Annotated in this window: 10 protein-coding genes; 7 read left to right on the top strand and 3 right to left on the bottom strand. The window is 33.7% G+C overall.

Translation table 11 applies throughout. The features are described 5' to 3' along the window. Nucleotides 1–15 precede the first annotated feature (15 nt). The 3 genes from EDF66_RS08930 to EDF66_RS08940 are packed head-to-tail and all read right to left on the bottom strand — an operon-like array spanning nucleotide 16 to nucleotide 4,025. Nucleotides 16–2,502, bottom strand: a complete 2,487-nt coding sequence (locus EDF66_RS08930; RefSeq protein WP_132842085.1) for a TonB-dependent receptor — start codon at nucleotides 2,500–2,502, stop codon at nucleotides 16–18. After that, on the bottom strand, nucleotides 2,495–3,436 hold the full coding sequence (locus EDF66_RS08935; RefSeq protein WP_132842086.1) for a FecR family protein: 942 nt from the start codon (nucleotides 3,434–3,436) through the stop codon (nucleotides 2,495–2,497). The genes EDF66_RS08930 and EDF66_RS08935 overlap by 8 nt, the downstream gene beginning before the upstream one ends. 46 nt (nucleotides 3,437–3,482) lie before the next feature. Continuing rightward, nucleotides 3,483–4,025, bottom strand: coding sequence for an RNA polymerase sigma-70 factor (locus tag EDF66_RS08940; protein ID WP_132842088.1), 543 nt, complete (start codon nucleotides 4,023–4,025; stop codon nucleotides 3,483–3,485). Nucleotides 4,026–4,248: 223 nt separating this feature from the next. On the opposite strand from EDF66_RS08940, the gene EDF66_RS08945 reads away from it, so the two are divergent. The 7 genes from EDF66_RS08945 (at nucleotide 4,249) to EDF66_RS08975 (ending at nucleotide 16,188) form a co-directional block, all read left to right on the top strand. Further along, complete coding sequence (locus EDF66_RS08945) at nucleotides 4,249–4,872, top strand: hypothetical protein (RefSeq protein WP_132842089.1); 624 nt, start codon at nucleotides 4,249–4,251, stop codon at nucleotides 4,870–4,872. An 810-nt stretch (nucleotides 4,873–5,682) separates the two neighbouring features. After that, the gene (locus EDF66_RS08950; RefSeq protein WP_132842090.1) at nucleotides 5,683–8,853 is read left to right on the top strand and encodes a SusC/RagA family TonB-linked outer membrane protein; all 3,171 of its coding nucleotides are present in this window, start codon (nucleotides 5,683–5,685) and stop codon (nucleotides 8,851–8,853) included. A gap of 11 nt (nucleotides 8,854–8,864) precedes the next feature. Further along, the gene (locus EDF66_RS08955) at nucleotides 8,865–10,802 is read left to right on the top strand and encodes a RagB/SusD family nutrient uptake outer membrane protein (RefSeq protein WP_207898550.1); all 1,938 of its coding nucleotides are present in this window, start codon (nucleotides 8,865–8,867) and stop codon (nucleotides 10,800–10,802) included. A gap of 12 nt (nucleotides 10,803–10,814) precedes the next feature. Continuing rightward, a complete protein-coding gene (locus EDF66_RS08960) occupies nucleotides 10,815–12,008 on the top strand; it encodes a DUF5000 domain-containing lipoprotein (RefSeq protein WP_132842092.1) in 1,194 nt (397 codons plus the stop codon). 9 nt (nucleotides 12,009–12,017) lie between these two features. Beyond that, nucleotides 12,018–12,704, top strand: a complete 687-nt coding sequence (locus EDF66_RS08965) for a DUF4998 domain-containing protein (RefSeq protein ID WP_132842093.1) — start codon at nucleotides 12,018–12,020, stop codon at nucleotides 12,702–12,704. 1,060 nt (nucleotides 12,705–13,764) lie between these two features. Beyond that, nucleotides 13,765–14,346 carry a class I SAM-dependent methyltransferase gene (locus EDF66_RS08970; protein WP_132842095.1) on the top strand — a complete coding sequence of 194 codons (582 nt, stop codon included), beginning with the start codon at nucleotides 13,765–13,767 and terminating at the stop codon, nucleotides 14,344–14,346. 201 nt (nucleotides 14,347–14,547) lie between these two features. Continuing rightward, the gene (locus tag EDF66_RS08975) at nucleotides 14,548–16,188 is read left to right on the top strand and encodes a vitamin K epoxide reductase family protein (protein WP_132842096.1); all 1,641 of its coding nucleotides are present in this window, start codon (nucleotides 14,548–14,550) and stop codon (nucleotides 16,186–16,188) included. The last annotated feature ends 47 nt before the right edge of the window (nucleotides 16,189–16,235 follow it).

Genomic DNA, 16,235 nt, shown 5'->3' on the forward strand with positions numbered 1-16,235 from the left:
CTTAAATTTTGGATTTTAAAAAACATAGGTATAGCCCACATAAGGTAAAAATTTAAAAGGATCTACTTGATTGACTATTATTTGATTGTCTTCAATACTTGTCGTTGTAATAATGGGTGCCGGTCTACCGATAATATTATTAATACCAAACCTCAAGTGTGACCGTCGTGAATTATGGTATAATTTGGTATACGCTAATCCAATGTTCAGACTGTAATTATCTTTGAGTTTGTAGTTTTGTATATCTTCGGCATATAATTGGTATTCTTCTGGATTTTGACTGTTTTCAAGTATTTCGTCTAAATCAGGAATGTTATAAGAAGGAACGGTAATTCTTTTACCTGTCCGGTAAGTAAAGAGGAACGAAGTCTGCCATCTAGAACTGAGGTCTATGGTCATCGAATAGTTAAACTGATTGCGTATATCACTTGGTGAAATAAAATATTGGCCATTATTGATCTGTGCAAAAGATGATTCAGCCTTACTCAGGGTATACGATGCCTGAATGTTGATGGTATTAAATTTTTGATTATAATCAATTTCTAATCCTTTACTTCTCCCTATTCCCGAGAGAAGCCGATTTTGCCACGCTATATTTTCATCTGGTTCATCAAATAATGATTGAAAAGGTCTTGACATCAATATGTTTCTTAAATTTCTGCTATATATACCAATATTTATATTGCCATCTGATGGGAAAATATATCTGTAGCTTAATTCGTAAGTGGAGGATGCTTCAGGTGGTAAATTTGCTGAACTGGGTGCTCTAAATTCATTGGGAATGGTTATGCCCGGCTGTGTTATTTGATGATAAAATTGTGCCATGTAGGCGTAAGAGGCTGAAAAATAATTTGAACCGTCAACCTTGAATACTAATGAGCTGCGTGGTTGAAAAGATTCGTAGGTTTTTTGTTTGACTAAAAATGTCACCAAATGTAATCCTGCTCTTAGTTTCAGTCGATCACTGATAGAAATATCATTATCTGAATAGATACTGATCTGTGTTGTGTGCTGGATGCTACCCTCTTCGTCATTTTGGTAGCGCGATTTAAATTTGCTATCATTAAATCGAACTCCCCAATAACTGGACACATTATTATTCCACCTGTAATTTATTTCGTTATTTAACGCTAGGTCACTGATCTGGTTATAAGAGTTGTTGTCTATGTCAGTGATTAGTTTATTTGTAAATCTACTAAAGGTCATGGAAGTATTATAAAACAAACGATTATTAATGACTTTGTTTAATCTAGTCGATACCAATGCATTTCCCCATTGCAGTAGAAATGGAGTTTCAGATTCTTTAAAACCTAAACTTATACGATCACTACCTAAATAAGTAGATAAATATAGATGTGTTGTGGAATCAATTTTGTAATTAATTTTAAAGTTTGCATCATAAAGATAGTACTTGAGGTCAATATCTTTATCAATTACTTGGGTAATTGCATCAATCCAGCTTCTTCTTATACTGGACATGAAAGACACTTTGTGTTTAACAATGGGGCCTTCTACCATGGCTGAACTTGTAATTACTCCGACGTTGGCTACACCATGAAACTCCTCCATATTTCCTTCTTTCATCTTGACATCAATGACAGATGAGAGCCGCCCCTCATAGCGGGACGGGAAAGCGCCTTTGTAAAAGCTGATGTGCTTAATGGCATCGTTGTTGAAAATAGATAATAAGTCTCCAAAATGGCTGTAATTATACACCGGTACTCCATCTAACAAAACTAAATTTTGATCATTACTGCCTCCTCTAACAGACATATTACTTCCACTTGTTCCTCCAGAAACTCCTGAGTACATTTGAATAGTTCGTAAAGGATCGGCCTGTCCTAGTAGCAACGGAATACTGCTAGCGGTATTAGGGCTGATTGTATGTCCGTCCCAGGTTCTAGTATCTTTCTTTTCTACTTTAATTTCTGTTAGTGTTATTCCGGATCCTAACTGAAAATGATGTGTAAAGGAGGATGTGATTTTTAATGAATCCAATTGGGAGGTGTATCCGATGTGGCTGACCTTTAATACATACTTTCCATCGGGTAATTCTAGACTGTAAAATCCATAATCATTGCTGCTAACAGAAATAGATGTGCCTACGATATTAATATTCGCATACGGTATAGGCTCTCTGCTGTTTTTTAAGTACACATATCCACTTAAGATATTTTTATTAATCTTCGCATTAGTGGGTCTATGGAGTAAGATTTTGTTTTCTTGATCTGTTATCTGAATCTGTTCGTCCTTAAGGATGATCTCTAAGAGCTTTTTAATAATGTAAGTTCCTGGTTTTATTTGAACTACACGTAATAGTTTTATTTGATCATTGCTATAGGACAGTGATATTCCTTGATCTATTATTGTTGATAGATAGGATCCAACAGTACCCTCAGCCAATTTAATATGAACCTTCTGGTTGAGAATGCTACGTTGTTGCGTTAAAGCACTTTTCCATTGGAAAAGTACAATAAGACAACAAAGGATATATCTATTCATTTTTACAAGTTAAAGCTGTAATGAAAATTTCATTACCTGCAATACTATATTTAAGACCAAATAATAATTCAAGCTCTTTCAGTACTTTTTCAATCGGAAGATCTTTATATTCCGAGGTCAATGTACACCAGGTTGCTGGTGGATTTGTGATCTTTATCTGTATGTTGTAGTACTTTTCTAATGTTTTAAAAACTTGTTGTAGCGAAGTGTTATTAAATATGAGTGTATTAGTCTGCCATGCTAATTGATTAGCCTGAATTTCTTTTTTCATGGGATTACCATTTTCTATTTCTACAGCCTGACCGGGGAGTAAAATAAGGGGCGATTTGTCCTGGACTTCCACCTTTACTTTTCCGGTTATTACCGTTACATTTTTTTGTTTATCGCTATTTTTAATATAAAATGATGTACCCAAAACCGTGACTTTTAAAGAATCTGAGTCTACGACAAAAGGGTGTTCTTCGTCGCGTTTGACCTCAAAGAATGCTTCTCCTTTTAGGTTTATTTCCCGCTTCCCAAAATATCTACGCTTGTACGCGATGCTCGAGTTTTCATTAAGTGTTATTAATGAACCATCATATAGTTGTACGTGTTTAACTTCTCCTGTCAAGGTTTGTGTAGTAATCGTATTTAGAAAATAATACCATATTCCACAAAAGGAGATGATTAATATTGCGGCAGCGGCAATACTCCAATTACGCAGGTAGATCGGTTTTTTCTCAAGATGAAGTTTATTACTAATGGTATCCCAAGCATTTGAAGGATTATAAGGATGCTCTAATGCTGTTGTGTTGGCATCAGCCCATGCTATTCGTAGTTTTAAATACTCTTCTTTGTTTTGATTAATCCATGCCTGTACTTCAGTTTCTTCGGCAGAACTGGTCTCATTAACAAAGTGCTTAGCTAAGAGTATATTTATATCTTCAAATTCCATTTTTCTCTAATTAATATTTAATAAAACGCCGTTTTTTTTAAAAACCCTATTCCCCAATTTTATTCCAGATATATAATAATAAAATAAGAATGAGAATTGCATGTTTTTTTATAAATTCTCGCATGTGCTTAATGGCTTTTCCCATTTGATTTTCGACCGTTTTAATCGATATATTTAATTTCTCTGCTATCTGTTTGTAAGTTAGGTTTTCGACTCTACTTAATGTGAAGACTTCTCTGCATTTTGGCGGAAGTCCGTCCATTGCTTCTTGAATTAATTTTTGTACGTCACGCTCTGGCTGTTCTATGTACGGTTCGTCTGCCACTTCTAATGTCAGTTCATCTGTAGATATATTGTATATTTTTTTTCGTAGGATCGTGATACAGCGATTTCTTACTGCAGTGAAAAGATAATATTTTGCTGCTGGATCGCTAATCATATCTCTTTTTATCTCCCAAAAGCGTATGAGTACCTCCTGTACAACGTCCTTGCTCTCATCGTGATCAGAGAGATATTTGAAAGCATAGTTGCAAAGCGACTGATAGTGTGTGTAGAAAAGGGATTTAAATGCTCTGCTTTCTGTATTCATATAATAGAAGTAACGTTCAAAAATACTAATTCTGATTTTAATAAATATGATCAATTAAAATAATACGATCATATAACTGTCTGTTCTATAATGTGTGATTCTGTTTTTTTTATTTTTTTTTAAAAAAATAAGCAGTTGAAATAGGGGTTTTTAAAATAGCAGCGTATTTATAGCAAAGCCAGATATTCTGGTGTAAAATAATCAAAACAAAAAAAATTAAAACATGAAAAATTCATTTATTATTTTAGCAATTGCGCTCTTCTTTTCGTTTACAACAGCTTCAGCACAAACGCAGACATCAACAGGGAAACATGATTTTCGTATTACTTACAGCGATGCTACTACACTAAAATTAGGATCAGAAATAGCAGATATACTCGGAACAAGTCTTGTCTCTGGATTAACTGGTGGAACTGGCTATAAAATAAAAGATAGTAAAGCAATTGGAATGCTAGGCTTGCGTTATACGTATCAGTTTTCTGATCGTTTTAGAGCAGGTTTGGATGCCGGATATTTAAAAATGGATAGAACTTTGGTAGAAAAAGATAAATCTGACAATCCGGCTATTTATAAATCAAATCAGCATGTAATCGTGGTCATGCCAACAGCAGAGTTTTCTTACATTAAAACTTCATTCATTAATTTTTATGGTTCTGCTAGTGCAGGAGGAATCCTGATCGCGACTCCGGATCAACCTAAAGAAAAAATAAAAGGAGGAACAGATATGTCATTTGCATTTCAAGTAAATCCATTAGGATTGAGAATTGGGAAACAATTTGGTGGCTTTGCGGAATTAGGATTTGGCCATAAAGGTATCGCTACCGTCGGAATAAGTTACCAGTTTTAAGTTAGTAAACTTTAAGAATCACCAAGGTTTACTGACATGAACCTTGGTGATTTTTTTGTGAGAACTTTAGAATTCTAATTAGGCTTAGTTTTTAGAATAGGCAAAAAATACAGTGTTATTTTTTGCCTTTGTTATTATAAGTAAACCGTGAATTGCTTTAGTTTCTCTTCCTTTTGAAGGATTAGATAACATGTAATCTTGTTTAAGATTTTGCTCTGGTTTCAATCATAATGATAGTCAAAATTGAAAAGGGGTAATATAGTGTGTAATGTGGCAAGTAAAGTTTGAGTATTTCATTTTTGTAATAAACATCTTTGTTTAAACCAATTATGAGATTACGACTATGTATCCATACCGATTAACCAAATTATTTTCATTTTTTATAGTTCATGCCATTAGTGGAAATTGTAAGCTGTATGCCAATTTTAGTGTATTCTTCTTTCTTTTAAATTTAATATGTGAGTTCCCTCCTTGACTTAAGAGGACAATTAGATCGACTACTTTATAGATCTTCATTTTACGTAAATAGATGTGAAAATATTTTAAATGATTTTATATGCATTAATTTTTCGCCGATATTATATAGTAAGTTGTTGATTTAAAAATATTTACATGTATTATAAATGTTGTTGAGCAGTGTGGGTAAATGAGGAGGATTTGTTCCAATTTGAAGCTATTGGGATTACAGATAATACGATACACAAATGCTAAAAAGAAAGGAGGTAAATGAATAAATCGTGCTAAATGAATTATGATAATTAAATAAACCAATAATTAAAACCAAATTAATTAACTTATAAATTTAAAATTATGAAGAGAGTACTACTCTTGTATTTTTATATTCTATTAGTATTTAAAGTTTTTCCTCAAGAAACTTTGAGTATTAGTGGTACCGTGAAAAGCGATTTAAATGAAACTTTACAAGGAGTTACTGTTTCTGTGATCGGACAAAAGGTAACAGTCATCACAAATGCACAGGGGGCCTTTACAATAAAGGTGACAGACCCCAAACTCGCTAAGTTGAGATTTTCATATGTAGGTTTTACAACTAAAGAAATAGCTGTTGGAGAGACGACAGATTTTAACATTATACTTGAAAAAAGTGATGCAACAGCTATGGATGAAGTGACTGTTGTGGCATTTGGAAAAGCTAAAAAAACTTCAATTACAGGATCTGTTGTTTCAATCCGAGCGCAAGATTTGAAGGGGCCGAGCAGCAATTTGACGACCGCCTTGGCTGGAAAAGTACCAGGTATCATTGCCTTTCAACGGTCTGGGGAACCAGGTCAAGACAATGCTAACTTTTTTATTAGAGGAGTTGGAACATTTGGTGCAGGTAAGCAAGATCCTTTAATCTATATTGATGGTATAGAAAGTACTCCTACAGATCTTGCACGTCTAAATCCAGATAATATTGAAAATTTTTCAGTTCTGAAAGATGCTGCCGCAACTGCCTTATACGGTTCTAGAGGTGCGAATGGGGTATTGTTATTGACGACAAAGAATGGTGAATTAGGAAAAACAAAAATTAACTTTCGATTGGAAAATAGAATTTCTGGGAATACAAAAAGTTACAAGTTAGCTGATAATATTACCTATATGCGTTTAGCAAATGAGGCCGTGTTAACCAGAGATATTTTAGGAGCTCCGCCTTATGATCCTAATAAAATTGAAAATACAGCCGCAGGTAAAGATCCTTTATTGTATCCTAATAATGATTGGATGGACTTGCTTATAAAAGATTATACACACAATTTTGCTGCTAATTTAGACGTGAGAGGTGGAAATGAAAAAGCGACGTATTTTGTTAGTTTCACATATGATGAAAATAATGGTTTGTTAAAAGAAGCTAAGTTAAATAACTTTAAAAGTAATGTTAAAACACAGGCCTACTCACTACTATCCAATATCACAATCAACTTTACAAATACTACAAAAGCAACGATAAGTGTTAGAGGAGTATTTGATTCTAATAATTCACCAAGGGGAGGAGGCGCAAGAATATTTACGCTCGCAAATTCAGCGAATCCGGTAGCTTTTCCAGTTCTTTATGATCAAAGTTTTTTACCGTATGCCCAACACCCATTATTTGGTAGTGCATTAACACCTAATTCGACAAACACTTTATATACAAATCCATTTGCGACTTCAGTGTCAGGTTTCCAGCAGTTTAATAGGTCGCAATTAATTCCGAAAATTGAAATTTTTCAAGATCTAGAAAAGCTCACTGAAGGACTTAGCGCCAGGGTCATGGCTTACACACAACGCGATGCTGATTTTACTTTAGCAAGAGGATATAGTCCATTCTATTATCAACTCAGACAAATTGGTGGAGAGAATATCCTTAGCTTGTTAAATCAAACCACACCGGGACAACCTCAGATTGGGCAGCCGCCTACCGAGTATTTAACTTATGAACCTGGTGCTAAAAATGTCTCAACGATTATTTATGGCGAAGGTGTGCTTGATTATAGAAGAACGTTTAAAGATAAGCATACCATTGGAGGCCGGGTTATCAGTACGATTCGATCATCCCTTAATGGTAATGCAAATTCCTTACAGTTATCACTTCCAAAGCGAAATCTGAACTTAATGGCACAAACTAATTATTCATTTAAGGATAAATATACCGCAGAATTTTCTTTCGGATATAATGGATCTGAAAGGTTTTCAGATCGTAAGCGATTTGGATTCTTTCCTGCAATCAGTGGTGCATGGATCATCAGTAAAGAGAAATTTTTAGCAGATTCAAGAATCATCAATAACTTAAAACTTCGTGCTAGTTATGGTAAAATTGGTAACGATCAAATTGGTGAGGATGCCGATCGTTTCTTCTATTTATCAGAAGTTAGTCTTAATGCAGGAGAGAAGGGATATACATTTGGAGAAAATTATGGATATTTTCGACCGGGTATAAGTACCTCTCGATATGCGAATAGTGAAATTTCTTGGGAAGAGTCTAAGCAAAGTAACATAGGAATAGAAGCAACACTTTTTAAAGACTTTGATTTGACCATTGAGGCATATAAGCAGGAGCGTTCAAGTATCCTCCTGACGAGGACTAATATACCAACGTTAGTGGGTCTTCAAGCTCCTGCAAGAGCAAATATTGGAAAAGCAAGCAGTAAAGGAATAGATGCAAATATTAGTTTTACACGCTATTTTGGAACTGATTTTTGGATGAAACTAATGGGCAATCTCACTTACGCAACTAGTAATTTGATTTTCAATGAGCAGCCGATGTATCCTGATGGTTTAACTCATTTAGATCGTCTTAATAAACCTGTTAATCAAATTTATGGTTTGATTGCAGAGCGATTGTTTACCGATGAAGTTGAAGTTAGAAATTCTCCAACACAAAGTTTTGGTTTATACGGTGCTGGGGACATCAAATATCGTGATATCAATGGTGATGGTAAAATTAGTAATCTTGATATAGTTCCTATCGGGCTTCCGACTGTACCCGAAATCATTTATGGATTTGGCGGGTCTTTTGGAGTTAAGCAATTTGATTTTAGCTTTTTCTTTCAAGGATCAGGCAGATCTTCTTTTATGATCAATGCCAACTCTAATCGAAATGTTGCAGGTGATGTATTGGGAATATCTCCTTTTGTAACGGTAGGTGGTTCACAATCTGGACTATTAGATGTTATTGCTCAAAATCACTGGAGTGAAGATAATCGTGATCCTTATGCATTTTGGCCACGTCTTAGTAGTGAAGTGATACAAAATAATGTTCAAAGTTCTACTTGGTGGTTACGTCGTGGTGAATTTTTAAGACTAAAACAAGTTGAATTGGGATACAATTTCTCGGAACGAATAGCTAAAAGAATCGGTTTATCTAATCTTCGATTATATGGAAGTGCTTTAAACCTATTGACCATGAGCAGTTTTAAGATTTGGGATGTCGAAATGGCTGGCAATGGGCTTGGTTATCCTTTACAGCGTGTGTATAATTTTGGAATAAAAGTCATCTTATAGACGTATTTGATATGAAAAATAATTTAAATATAAAAATGCAGTACAAGCGAGTGTTTGTGTCAGTAATGATTTTAATGTGTATCATGATTATTTCAGGATGCACAAAATATTTAAATGTTGCACCTGATAATTTACCTCGAGTAGAAAATGCTTTTGCACTTAGGAGTGAAGCAGAAAAGTACTTATTTACTTGTTACTCTTATATCCCTGATGAGGGAAGTACTGCATCGAATCCGGCTTTTTTAGGAAGCGATGAGATGGTCGCGCCTTTAGTTAGTCGATCTAATAGTTTAGCGGCAAACCTACCTAGAGGAAATCAAAACGTAGTGGATCCTTATTTTAACAATTGGGATGGAAAGAATGGTGGTGTTCCTCTATTTCAAGCGATACGTGATTGTAATATTTTTATAAAAAATATGCAAGATATGAGTAAGGTGCCCGATATAAACCTAGATGAACGAAATAGATGGATAGCTGAGGGACAATTTTTGAAAGCTTATTATCATTTTATTTTGATGCGTGCTTATGGACCAATTCCCATCATGGAAGTAAGTCCTGAGATTGACCAGCCGATCGAAACGATGAAACTTAGTCGTATGCCTATAGATAGTGTAACAAACTTTATTGTTAATTACATTGATTTGGCTGTGCCTAATCTACCCATAGCAATTGTTAATACCGTAAATGAACTTGGGCGGATAACAAGACCTGCAGCATTGATGTTAAAAGCTAAAGTTTTAATCTTAGCAGCGAGTCCATTGTTTAATGGAAATTCAGATTATACTAGTTTTAAAGACAAAAAGGGTCAGCAGCTGATAAGGGCTGATTATGACGCGAGCAAATGGGAAAAAGCCGTTCAAGCTTGTAAAGAAGCAATTTTAATCAGTGAAACAGCTGGAATAAAATTGCACAAATTTAATTCGGAACTGTTTAAGTTAAGTGATACAACAACTTATCAGATGGGTCTACGAAATGCTGTGAGTCAAAAATGGCAAAATTCAGAATTAATCTGGGGTAATTCTAATTCCAATACAAATTATACACAAGCGGTTACTGTGGGACATTTTGATGGTCGTTATGGTAGTAGTAATGGTGCAATTGCAGATGTGGGAGCAACAATGAAATTAGCAGATCTGTTTTATACTGCTAATGGGATTCCTATTGCCGAGGATAAAACCTTGCAATTTGGAGACAAGGGAGAATTGCGTACAGGAGTTAATAAGGAACGCTTTAATAATCTGTTGAATTATCAATCTTCACGTTGGAACTTTGATCGTGAGAATCGTTTTTATGCAACACTGGCATTCGACGGCAGCATTTGGTACCAGGAAGGAAGCTTGACTCGAACCGATGAAAATACCTTTAATATACAGTCAAGATTAGGAGGTCCGAGCTCTGGAACACCCCTTCCTCCATCGGGTTTTTTTTGTAAAAAATTAATTAACTGGAAGTTTATGTGGAGTGCTGATAATGGTATCAGTTATGAACGTTATCCATGGCCTAATATGCGATTGGCAGATTTGTATTTACTTTATGCTGAGGCACTAAATGAATTGTCTGGACCGAGCGATGAAGTGTATACCTATCTAAACCGAATCAGATCTAGATCAGGTTTGAAGAGTATCGAAGAAAGTTGGAGCAATTATTCTAATAATCCCACTAAGTATCAAAATAAAGAAGGACTGCGACAAATCATTAGACAAGAGCGAGGAATCGAACTAGCATTGGAAGGTAGTCGATTTTGGGATGTTAGAAGATGGAAAACAGCTTCTTTAGAAACAAATGGGAATGTGCAAGGATGGGATATATCACAAAGTTCACCTTCTTTATACTACCGTATTTTGACCTTTTATAGCCAGCGTTTTGTCGCTCCTCGTGATTATTTATGGCCGATTGCTGAAGACAACTTATTAGTTAACGAAAATCTAGTGCAAAATCCAGGTTGGTAATTCTATAATAATATGAAAAAGATTAAAAATATATTTTTCACCAGCATCATCAATTTAGGATTGATGATGCTGAATGGCTGCCAGAGCGATATGTTAAATGCTCCTATAGAAAATAATACTGCAAAACCAGATGTGGTGACCAATATAAAAGTAGAAAATAAAAGTGGGGCTGCTTTGTTGACTTACACCTTACCCTCTTCGGAAGATTTACTCTATATTAAAGCAGAATATGAAATTCGTCCTGGAGTAAAGAGAGAAGCAATCAGTACTTTTTATACGAATCAATTATTGGTTGATGGTTTTCATTCTACTAATGAACATATGATCACTTTATATGCTGTTAGTCGTAGTGAGATTAAGTCTGATCCGGTAAAAGTGACCATTAAACCATTAAAATCACCTATTCAACGTGTTTTTGAAAGTTTAGCTATTATACCAGGCTTTGGAGGACCGAATATAAAATTTGAAAATAAAGATCGAGCACCTGTTGTTATTATTCCAATTATTAAGGAAAGTCAAGGACAAATAAAAAGTTTAGAAAAAATCTATACTCAAACTTCATCGGGTAATATAACATTACGTGGACAAGAAGCTATCGAAACCAATTTTGGATTTACAGTTTCGGATAAATTTGGAAACTTTACTGATACGGTTTATAAAAATATAACACCTTATAGCGAGGCCAAGTTGGATAGAACTAAATTTGCTGAGTTTCCGTTACCTGGAGATGCGGCCCTAGCATATGGGACATTTGTGAGGTATTTGTGGGATGGTAATTACACTGGGGCTCGGTGGCCTTGTATATTTACTACAGAAGCTGCAAGTACACCGCAAACTATTACAATTGATTTGGGCGTTACTAAAGCCTTAAGTAGATTGATATACTTCCCTAGAACTGAAGATGGAACTAATTTTTACAGAAGAGCTTGTATGAAAACATTTGAAGTTTGGGGAACAAATAATCCCTCATCCAATGGGAGTTTTGACAATTGGACGTTATTGGCCTCAAATACCATTGTTAAACCTTCTGGACTTCCTTCAGGTCAGGAAACTGCTGAAGATAAGGCGTATGCAGAGCAGGGCTGGAGTACGGAGTTTGAACCTGGATTACCTCCATTTAGATATATTCGAATAAAAAATCTTAAAAATTGGGAAAATACTTTCTCGATTATGGGTACACAAATTGAAGTTTACGGAAGCAAATAACATAAATCAATGAAAAGAAATATTATATTGAGTATTATGGCAATTGCCTGGTTTACCTCTTGTAGAAAAATGGATGATTATAAATCATTCCAAGGAGGTAAGGAAATTTATTATCCTGGAATATTAGATTCTGCACGTGTGTTTTCGGGTAATAAAAGAGTGTTATTATGGGGGCTCTTTACATCAGATCCAAAGATTGTTAAGTATAAGGTTTTTTGGAATGGAAAAGAAAGTTCAATAGAAAAGGACATCGTTCGATCTACAGGTATTGACACTGTAGAGTTGTTTTTGAATAATTTGAATGAAGGAGGTATAAGTTTTGAAGTAAGAACGTTTGATGCAAAAGGTAATAGTTCTGTACCTGTTAATGTGAGCGGTATTGTTTATGGAAATAATTATGCAGATGGTTTGATTAATAGAGGATATAATAGGGGGACGACAGTTTATGATGACAATACTGGAGTGTTGACAATTGATTGGGTTAGTGTTGATCCGACTGCTATTTTTACTCTAGTGGAATACATCGGTACTAATGGAGAAAATAGAATGTTGAAAGTAACAGATGTTGAAGCTACAAAAACCTTTATTACAGATTATAGAAAAGGGACTAACATTGCTATTAACACCGCATACTTGCCCAATATTACTGCTATTGATACTTTCTATGTCGCAAAAAAAGAAATATTTAAGAGGTAACTATCGTTGCAAATTTACTGTATCGATTATTTTGTATGATAAGTAAAATTATGAGAATTTGATTACTTAAAATTTCTTTTAGAAATTATGAAGAAAGGTTTAAAACAGTCTTGTCATGATAGTGACAAGACTGTTTTAATAATAAATATTACTTTTTAATATATGGTTGCTTTTGAAATTATTTTCTAGGGGTAGTAGAGTTTACGTAATGATCAATATTGTTTTAGAATCAGCTCTTACATTGATATATCTTGCAGTTATAAGTTTGTTAAATTATAATCTTCTTAAAAATGCAAATTGTGAAAAATTGTTCAGTATTTATTTTAATGATATTTTTTGCTTCTTAATAGGTGTAGGAATATATTTAAACGATGTAAATAATATGTTCTACTGCTGTTCCCAATATACCCACTCGACCATTGATGCCTCCTTTGTTTATTAGATTTTTTTTCTGTAAATGCCATTATTTATTGTCGTGTCTCATGGGGAAATGTATTTATAAGCAAATTCATATGTTGAAGATGCTTCCGAAGGTAAATTTAATGAGCTCTGTACTCTAAACTCATTGGGTATGTTATGCGTGGCTTGGTAATCTGACGATAAAACTGTGCTTTATAGGTCTACGACGCTAATAAATAATTTGAGGTGTCTAGATTCAATATTAAGGAATTATGTGATTGAAAAGACTAGTAGTTTTTTTATTTAACTAAAAATGTTACGTGTAAAATGATTAAAGAAACTTGAACATATTTTCAGATTATAGGAACAATATTAACGATAGACCATTGATGAGAAAATAATGAAATTTTTTAGAGTTAATATTTGTTGTGTTATCTGATAACTTTTGTTATTTGAATTTTCTGTTAGCCTGTATGTCTCCTGTATTTAAAAAAAAAGTGTTTTCCCATATGTTTGGGGTAGAAAAGTTTAATTACAAGGTAGAATTGGTTTAGTTGTTTACTGAAAGGAAATTTATATTTGAATTATAAGTTTGTTGTTAACCAAGTAGACAGTCTGTAGATCCAACAACTATAGATATAAATATGAGATCAATTTTTTTATGTCATTTGAAATAGATAAAAAAGGAAGGTGGATAAATTCTACTCTTGAAGGTCATTGTTTTGACAGAAAATTAGCATTGGCATTGGCTCGATTTTTTAAAAAGCATGGCCAGAAAAAAATCGTTGATCTAGGTTGCGGCCCTGGTTGGTATGTACGCATATTACGTGAAAAGAACTTAGTCGCGAAAGGATACGATGGCAACCCATATACTCCAGATATTACATTACAGATTCTAGCTGACGGAACACATTGTGAAGTATTAGATCTAAGTAAAAAGATAATTTTTGAGGAAAAATTTGATAGTGTTTTAAGCTTAGAGGTCGGAGAGCATATACCTGAAAAATATGAATATATTTATTTGGATAATATTGCTAAAAATGCAACAAACTATGTTGTATTAAGCTGGGCTATTATCGGCCAATCGGGTAGCGGCCACGTAAATTGTAGAAATAATGAATATATCATAGCACAAATGCAAAAAAGAGGATTCGTTTTTGATAAAAATTCCAGCAGTTATTTTAGAGATCGGGCTTCTTTGCCCTGGTTTAAAAACACTATCATGGTTTTTATTAAAACCTAGATCATCTATATAATCTGAATAATAATCAACTAAATAGTAGGTTTTATAATATGAAATTTAGATTTTTTAGAATCTAAATTTATCTAAACCACTGTCCAATTTTATATTTTAACTGCTTCTAAAAATACTTACTATTATTTTTTAGAGACAATAATTCTTCTTAAAACTCTAGTTAAGATAATAAACCGATATAACTTAAATATGATTTTTTTTAGTTCAATAAGACAATTGTCAGAAAGCAACTTATTGCATGCCTGTAATTATGTACTTAACATCTTTTCTGTAAAAAACAGTAAATATCAATTAAATAAATTGATTGAGTCTCATTTGGAATCTAATTCTCTATTAGCTGTAAAAGAAATTTTACAAGAATATGGAATTGAAAGCGTAGCTATTCGAAAGGGAGATTATTCCTACTCCGATTTTGAAACCCCATTTATAGTTTCTATACAACAAGAAGGTTGGTCAAATGCTAATTTTGCAGTAGTGACGGAGACTGATGATCAATATTTATATTATCTTGAGCCAATAAAAAATACCACTAAGAAAATCTCTTTCACTGAATTTGGAAATATTGATAAAGGAATTATTTTATTGCTCGATGATGCTACGAAAAAAGATGAAAAGGATTACGCAGTTAACAGAAAAGATGAACGAATACAATCTGTTATAAAAAATATACCCATTTATCTAATTCTGTTTACAATTCTAATTAGTAGTATAAATATACTATCAAAAGATACATCAATAACCTCTTGGATAGGTTTAAGTTTTTTGTTAAGTAGTTTTATTGGTTTAACAATTTCGACGATTCTTTTATGGCATGAGGTTGATGCACACAATCCTTTTATCAAAGAGGTCTGTGGTGGGAGTGGAAAGAAAATGAATTGTGACGCTGTTTTATCTTCAGCTAAGGCATCATTTTTAGGAGTAAGTTGGTCCACATGGGGATTTGCATTTATGGCAACACTATTTTTTACTCAAATTATTTATGCAGGTCAATTAAACCAATTGCTAGTAAGTTCCTATATTTCTATTATAGTTTCACCTTATATCTTCTTTTCCATTTATTATCAAGGACTTGTTGTTAAACAATGGTGTCCTTTATGTTTGGTGACTCAAATAATACTTGCAATTAATGCAATATTAGGTTTCGTTTTTATTAATATGGATTATATTAATATATACCAAATCGATTATTACAGTATTGTAACTACTATATTTTTAGGAATATTATTTTTGGTTACTTCATATTTTGCTGTACCGATGCTCAAAAGTGCTAATGATAGTAGAGGTTATGCAAAGAAATGGAAAAAACTACGCTATAATCCCATTGTTTTTCAAGCGATGCTTGACAATAGTGAGGCAATAACAATATCTACAGAAAATTTGGGTATTTTGGTAGGGAATCTGAAAGCTAAGCATGAGATTATTAAAGTTTGCAATCCCTATTGTGGTCCGTGTTCAAAAGCTCATCCCGAGTTAGAGGAAATTATTAAAAAAAATTCTGATGTCAAAATTCGTATCATATTTACAGCGTCGGGTAAAGAAGATGATAAAGCCACAGCTCCTGTTGCACATTTATTGGCTATCCAACAACAATTAGGTTGTCAAGCAGTACATAATGCTTTAGACGACTGGTATTTAGATCCCAGGAAAGATTATAGCATGTTTGCTGATAAATATCCAGTGGATGAAGGGTTAAAAAAGCAAGATGAGAAAATATCCGCAATGCGTGATTGGTGTGACAAAATGAAAGTAAGGGCTACTCCAACATTATATATAAACGGAAAAGAATTACCTGATCATTATAGTATTATGGATTTAAAGAATTTTTTCTAGATTAAGAATGCCCGAGCCGGTTGCAAACGATCTCGGGCAAACAGAAG

Source organism: Sphingobacterium sp. JUb20, assembly GCF_004342035.1.
Classification (GTDB): domain Bacteria; phylum Bacteroidota; class Bacteroidia; order Sphingobacteriales; family Sphingobacteriaceae; genus Sphingobacterium; species Sphingobacterium anhuiense.

What these genes read in the sequence shown, in the direction of transcription:
- EDF66_RS08950 (WP_132842090.1), top strand. Translation starts at nt 5,683, where the DNA reads ATGAAGAGAGTACTACTCTTGTATTTTTATATTCTATTAGTATTTAAA.
- EDF66_RS08965 (WP_132842093.1), top strand. Translation starts at nt 12,018, where the DNA reads ATGAAAAGAAATATTATATTGAGTATTATGGCAATTGCCTGGTTTACC.
- EDF66_RS08940 (WP_132842088.1), bottom strand. Translation starts at nt 4,025, where the DNA reads ATGAATACAGAAAGCAGAGCATTTAAATCCCTTTTCTACACACACTAT.
- EDF66_RS08960 (WP_132842092.1), top strand. Translation starts at nt 10,815, where the DNA reads ATGAAAAAGATTAAAAATATATTTTTCACCAGCATCATCAATTTAGGA.
- EDF66_RS08955 (WP_207898550.1), top strand. Translation starts at nt 8,865, where the DNA reads ATGAAAAATAATTTAAATATAAAAATGCAGTACAAGCGAGTGTTTGTG.
- EDF66_RS08930 (WP_132842085.1), bottom strand. Translation starts at nt 2,502, where the DNA reads ATGAATAGATATATCCTTTGTTGTCTTATTGTACTTTTCCAATGGAAA.
- EDF66_RS08935 (WP_132842086.1), bottom strand. Translation starts at nt 3,436, where the DNA reads ATGGAATTTGAAGATATAAATATACTCTTAGCTAAGCACTTTGTTAAT.
- EDF66_RS08945 (WP_132842089.1), top strand. Translation starts at nt 4,249, where the DNA reads ATGAAAAATTCATTTATTATTTTAGCAATTGCGCTCTTCTTTTCGTTT.
- EDF66_RS08970 (WP_132842095.1), top strand. Translation starts at nt 13,765, where the DNA reads ATGTCATTTGAAATAGATAAAAAAGGAAGGTGGATAAATTCTACTCTT.
- EDF66_RS08975 (WP_132842096.1), top strand. Translation starts at nt 14,548, where the DNA reads ATGATTTTTTTTAGTTCAATAAGACAATTGTCAGAAAGCAACTTATTG.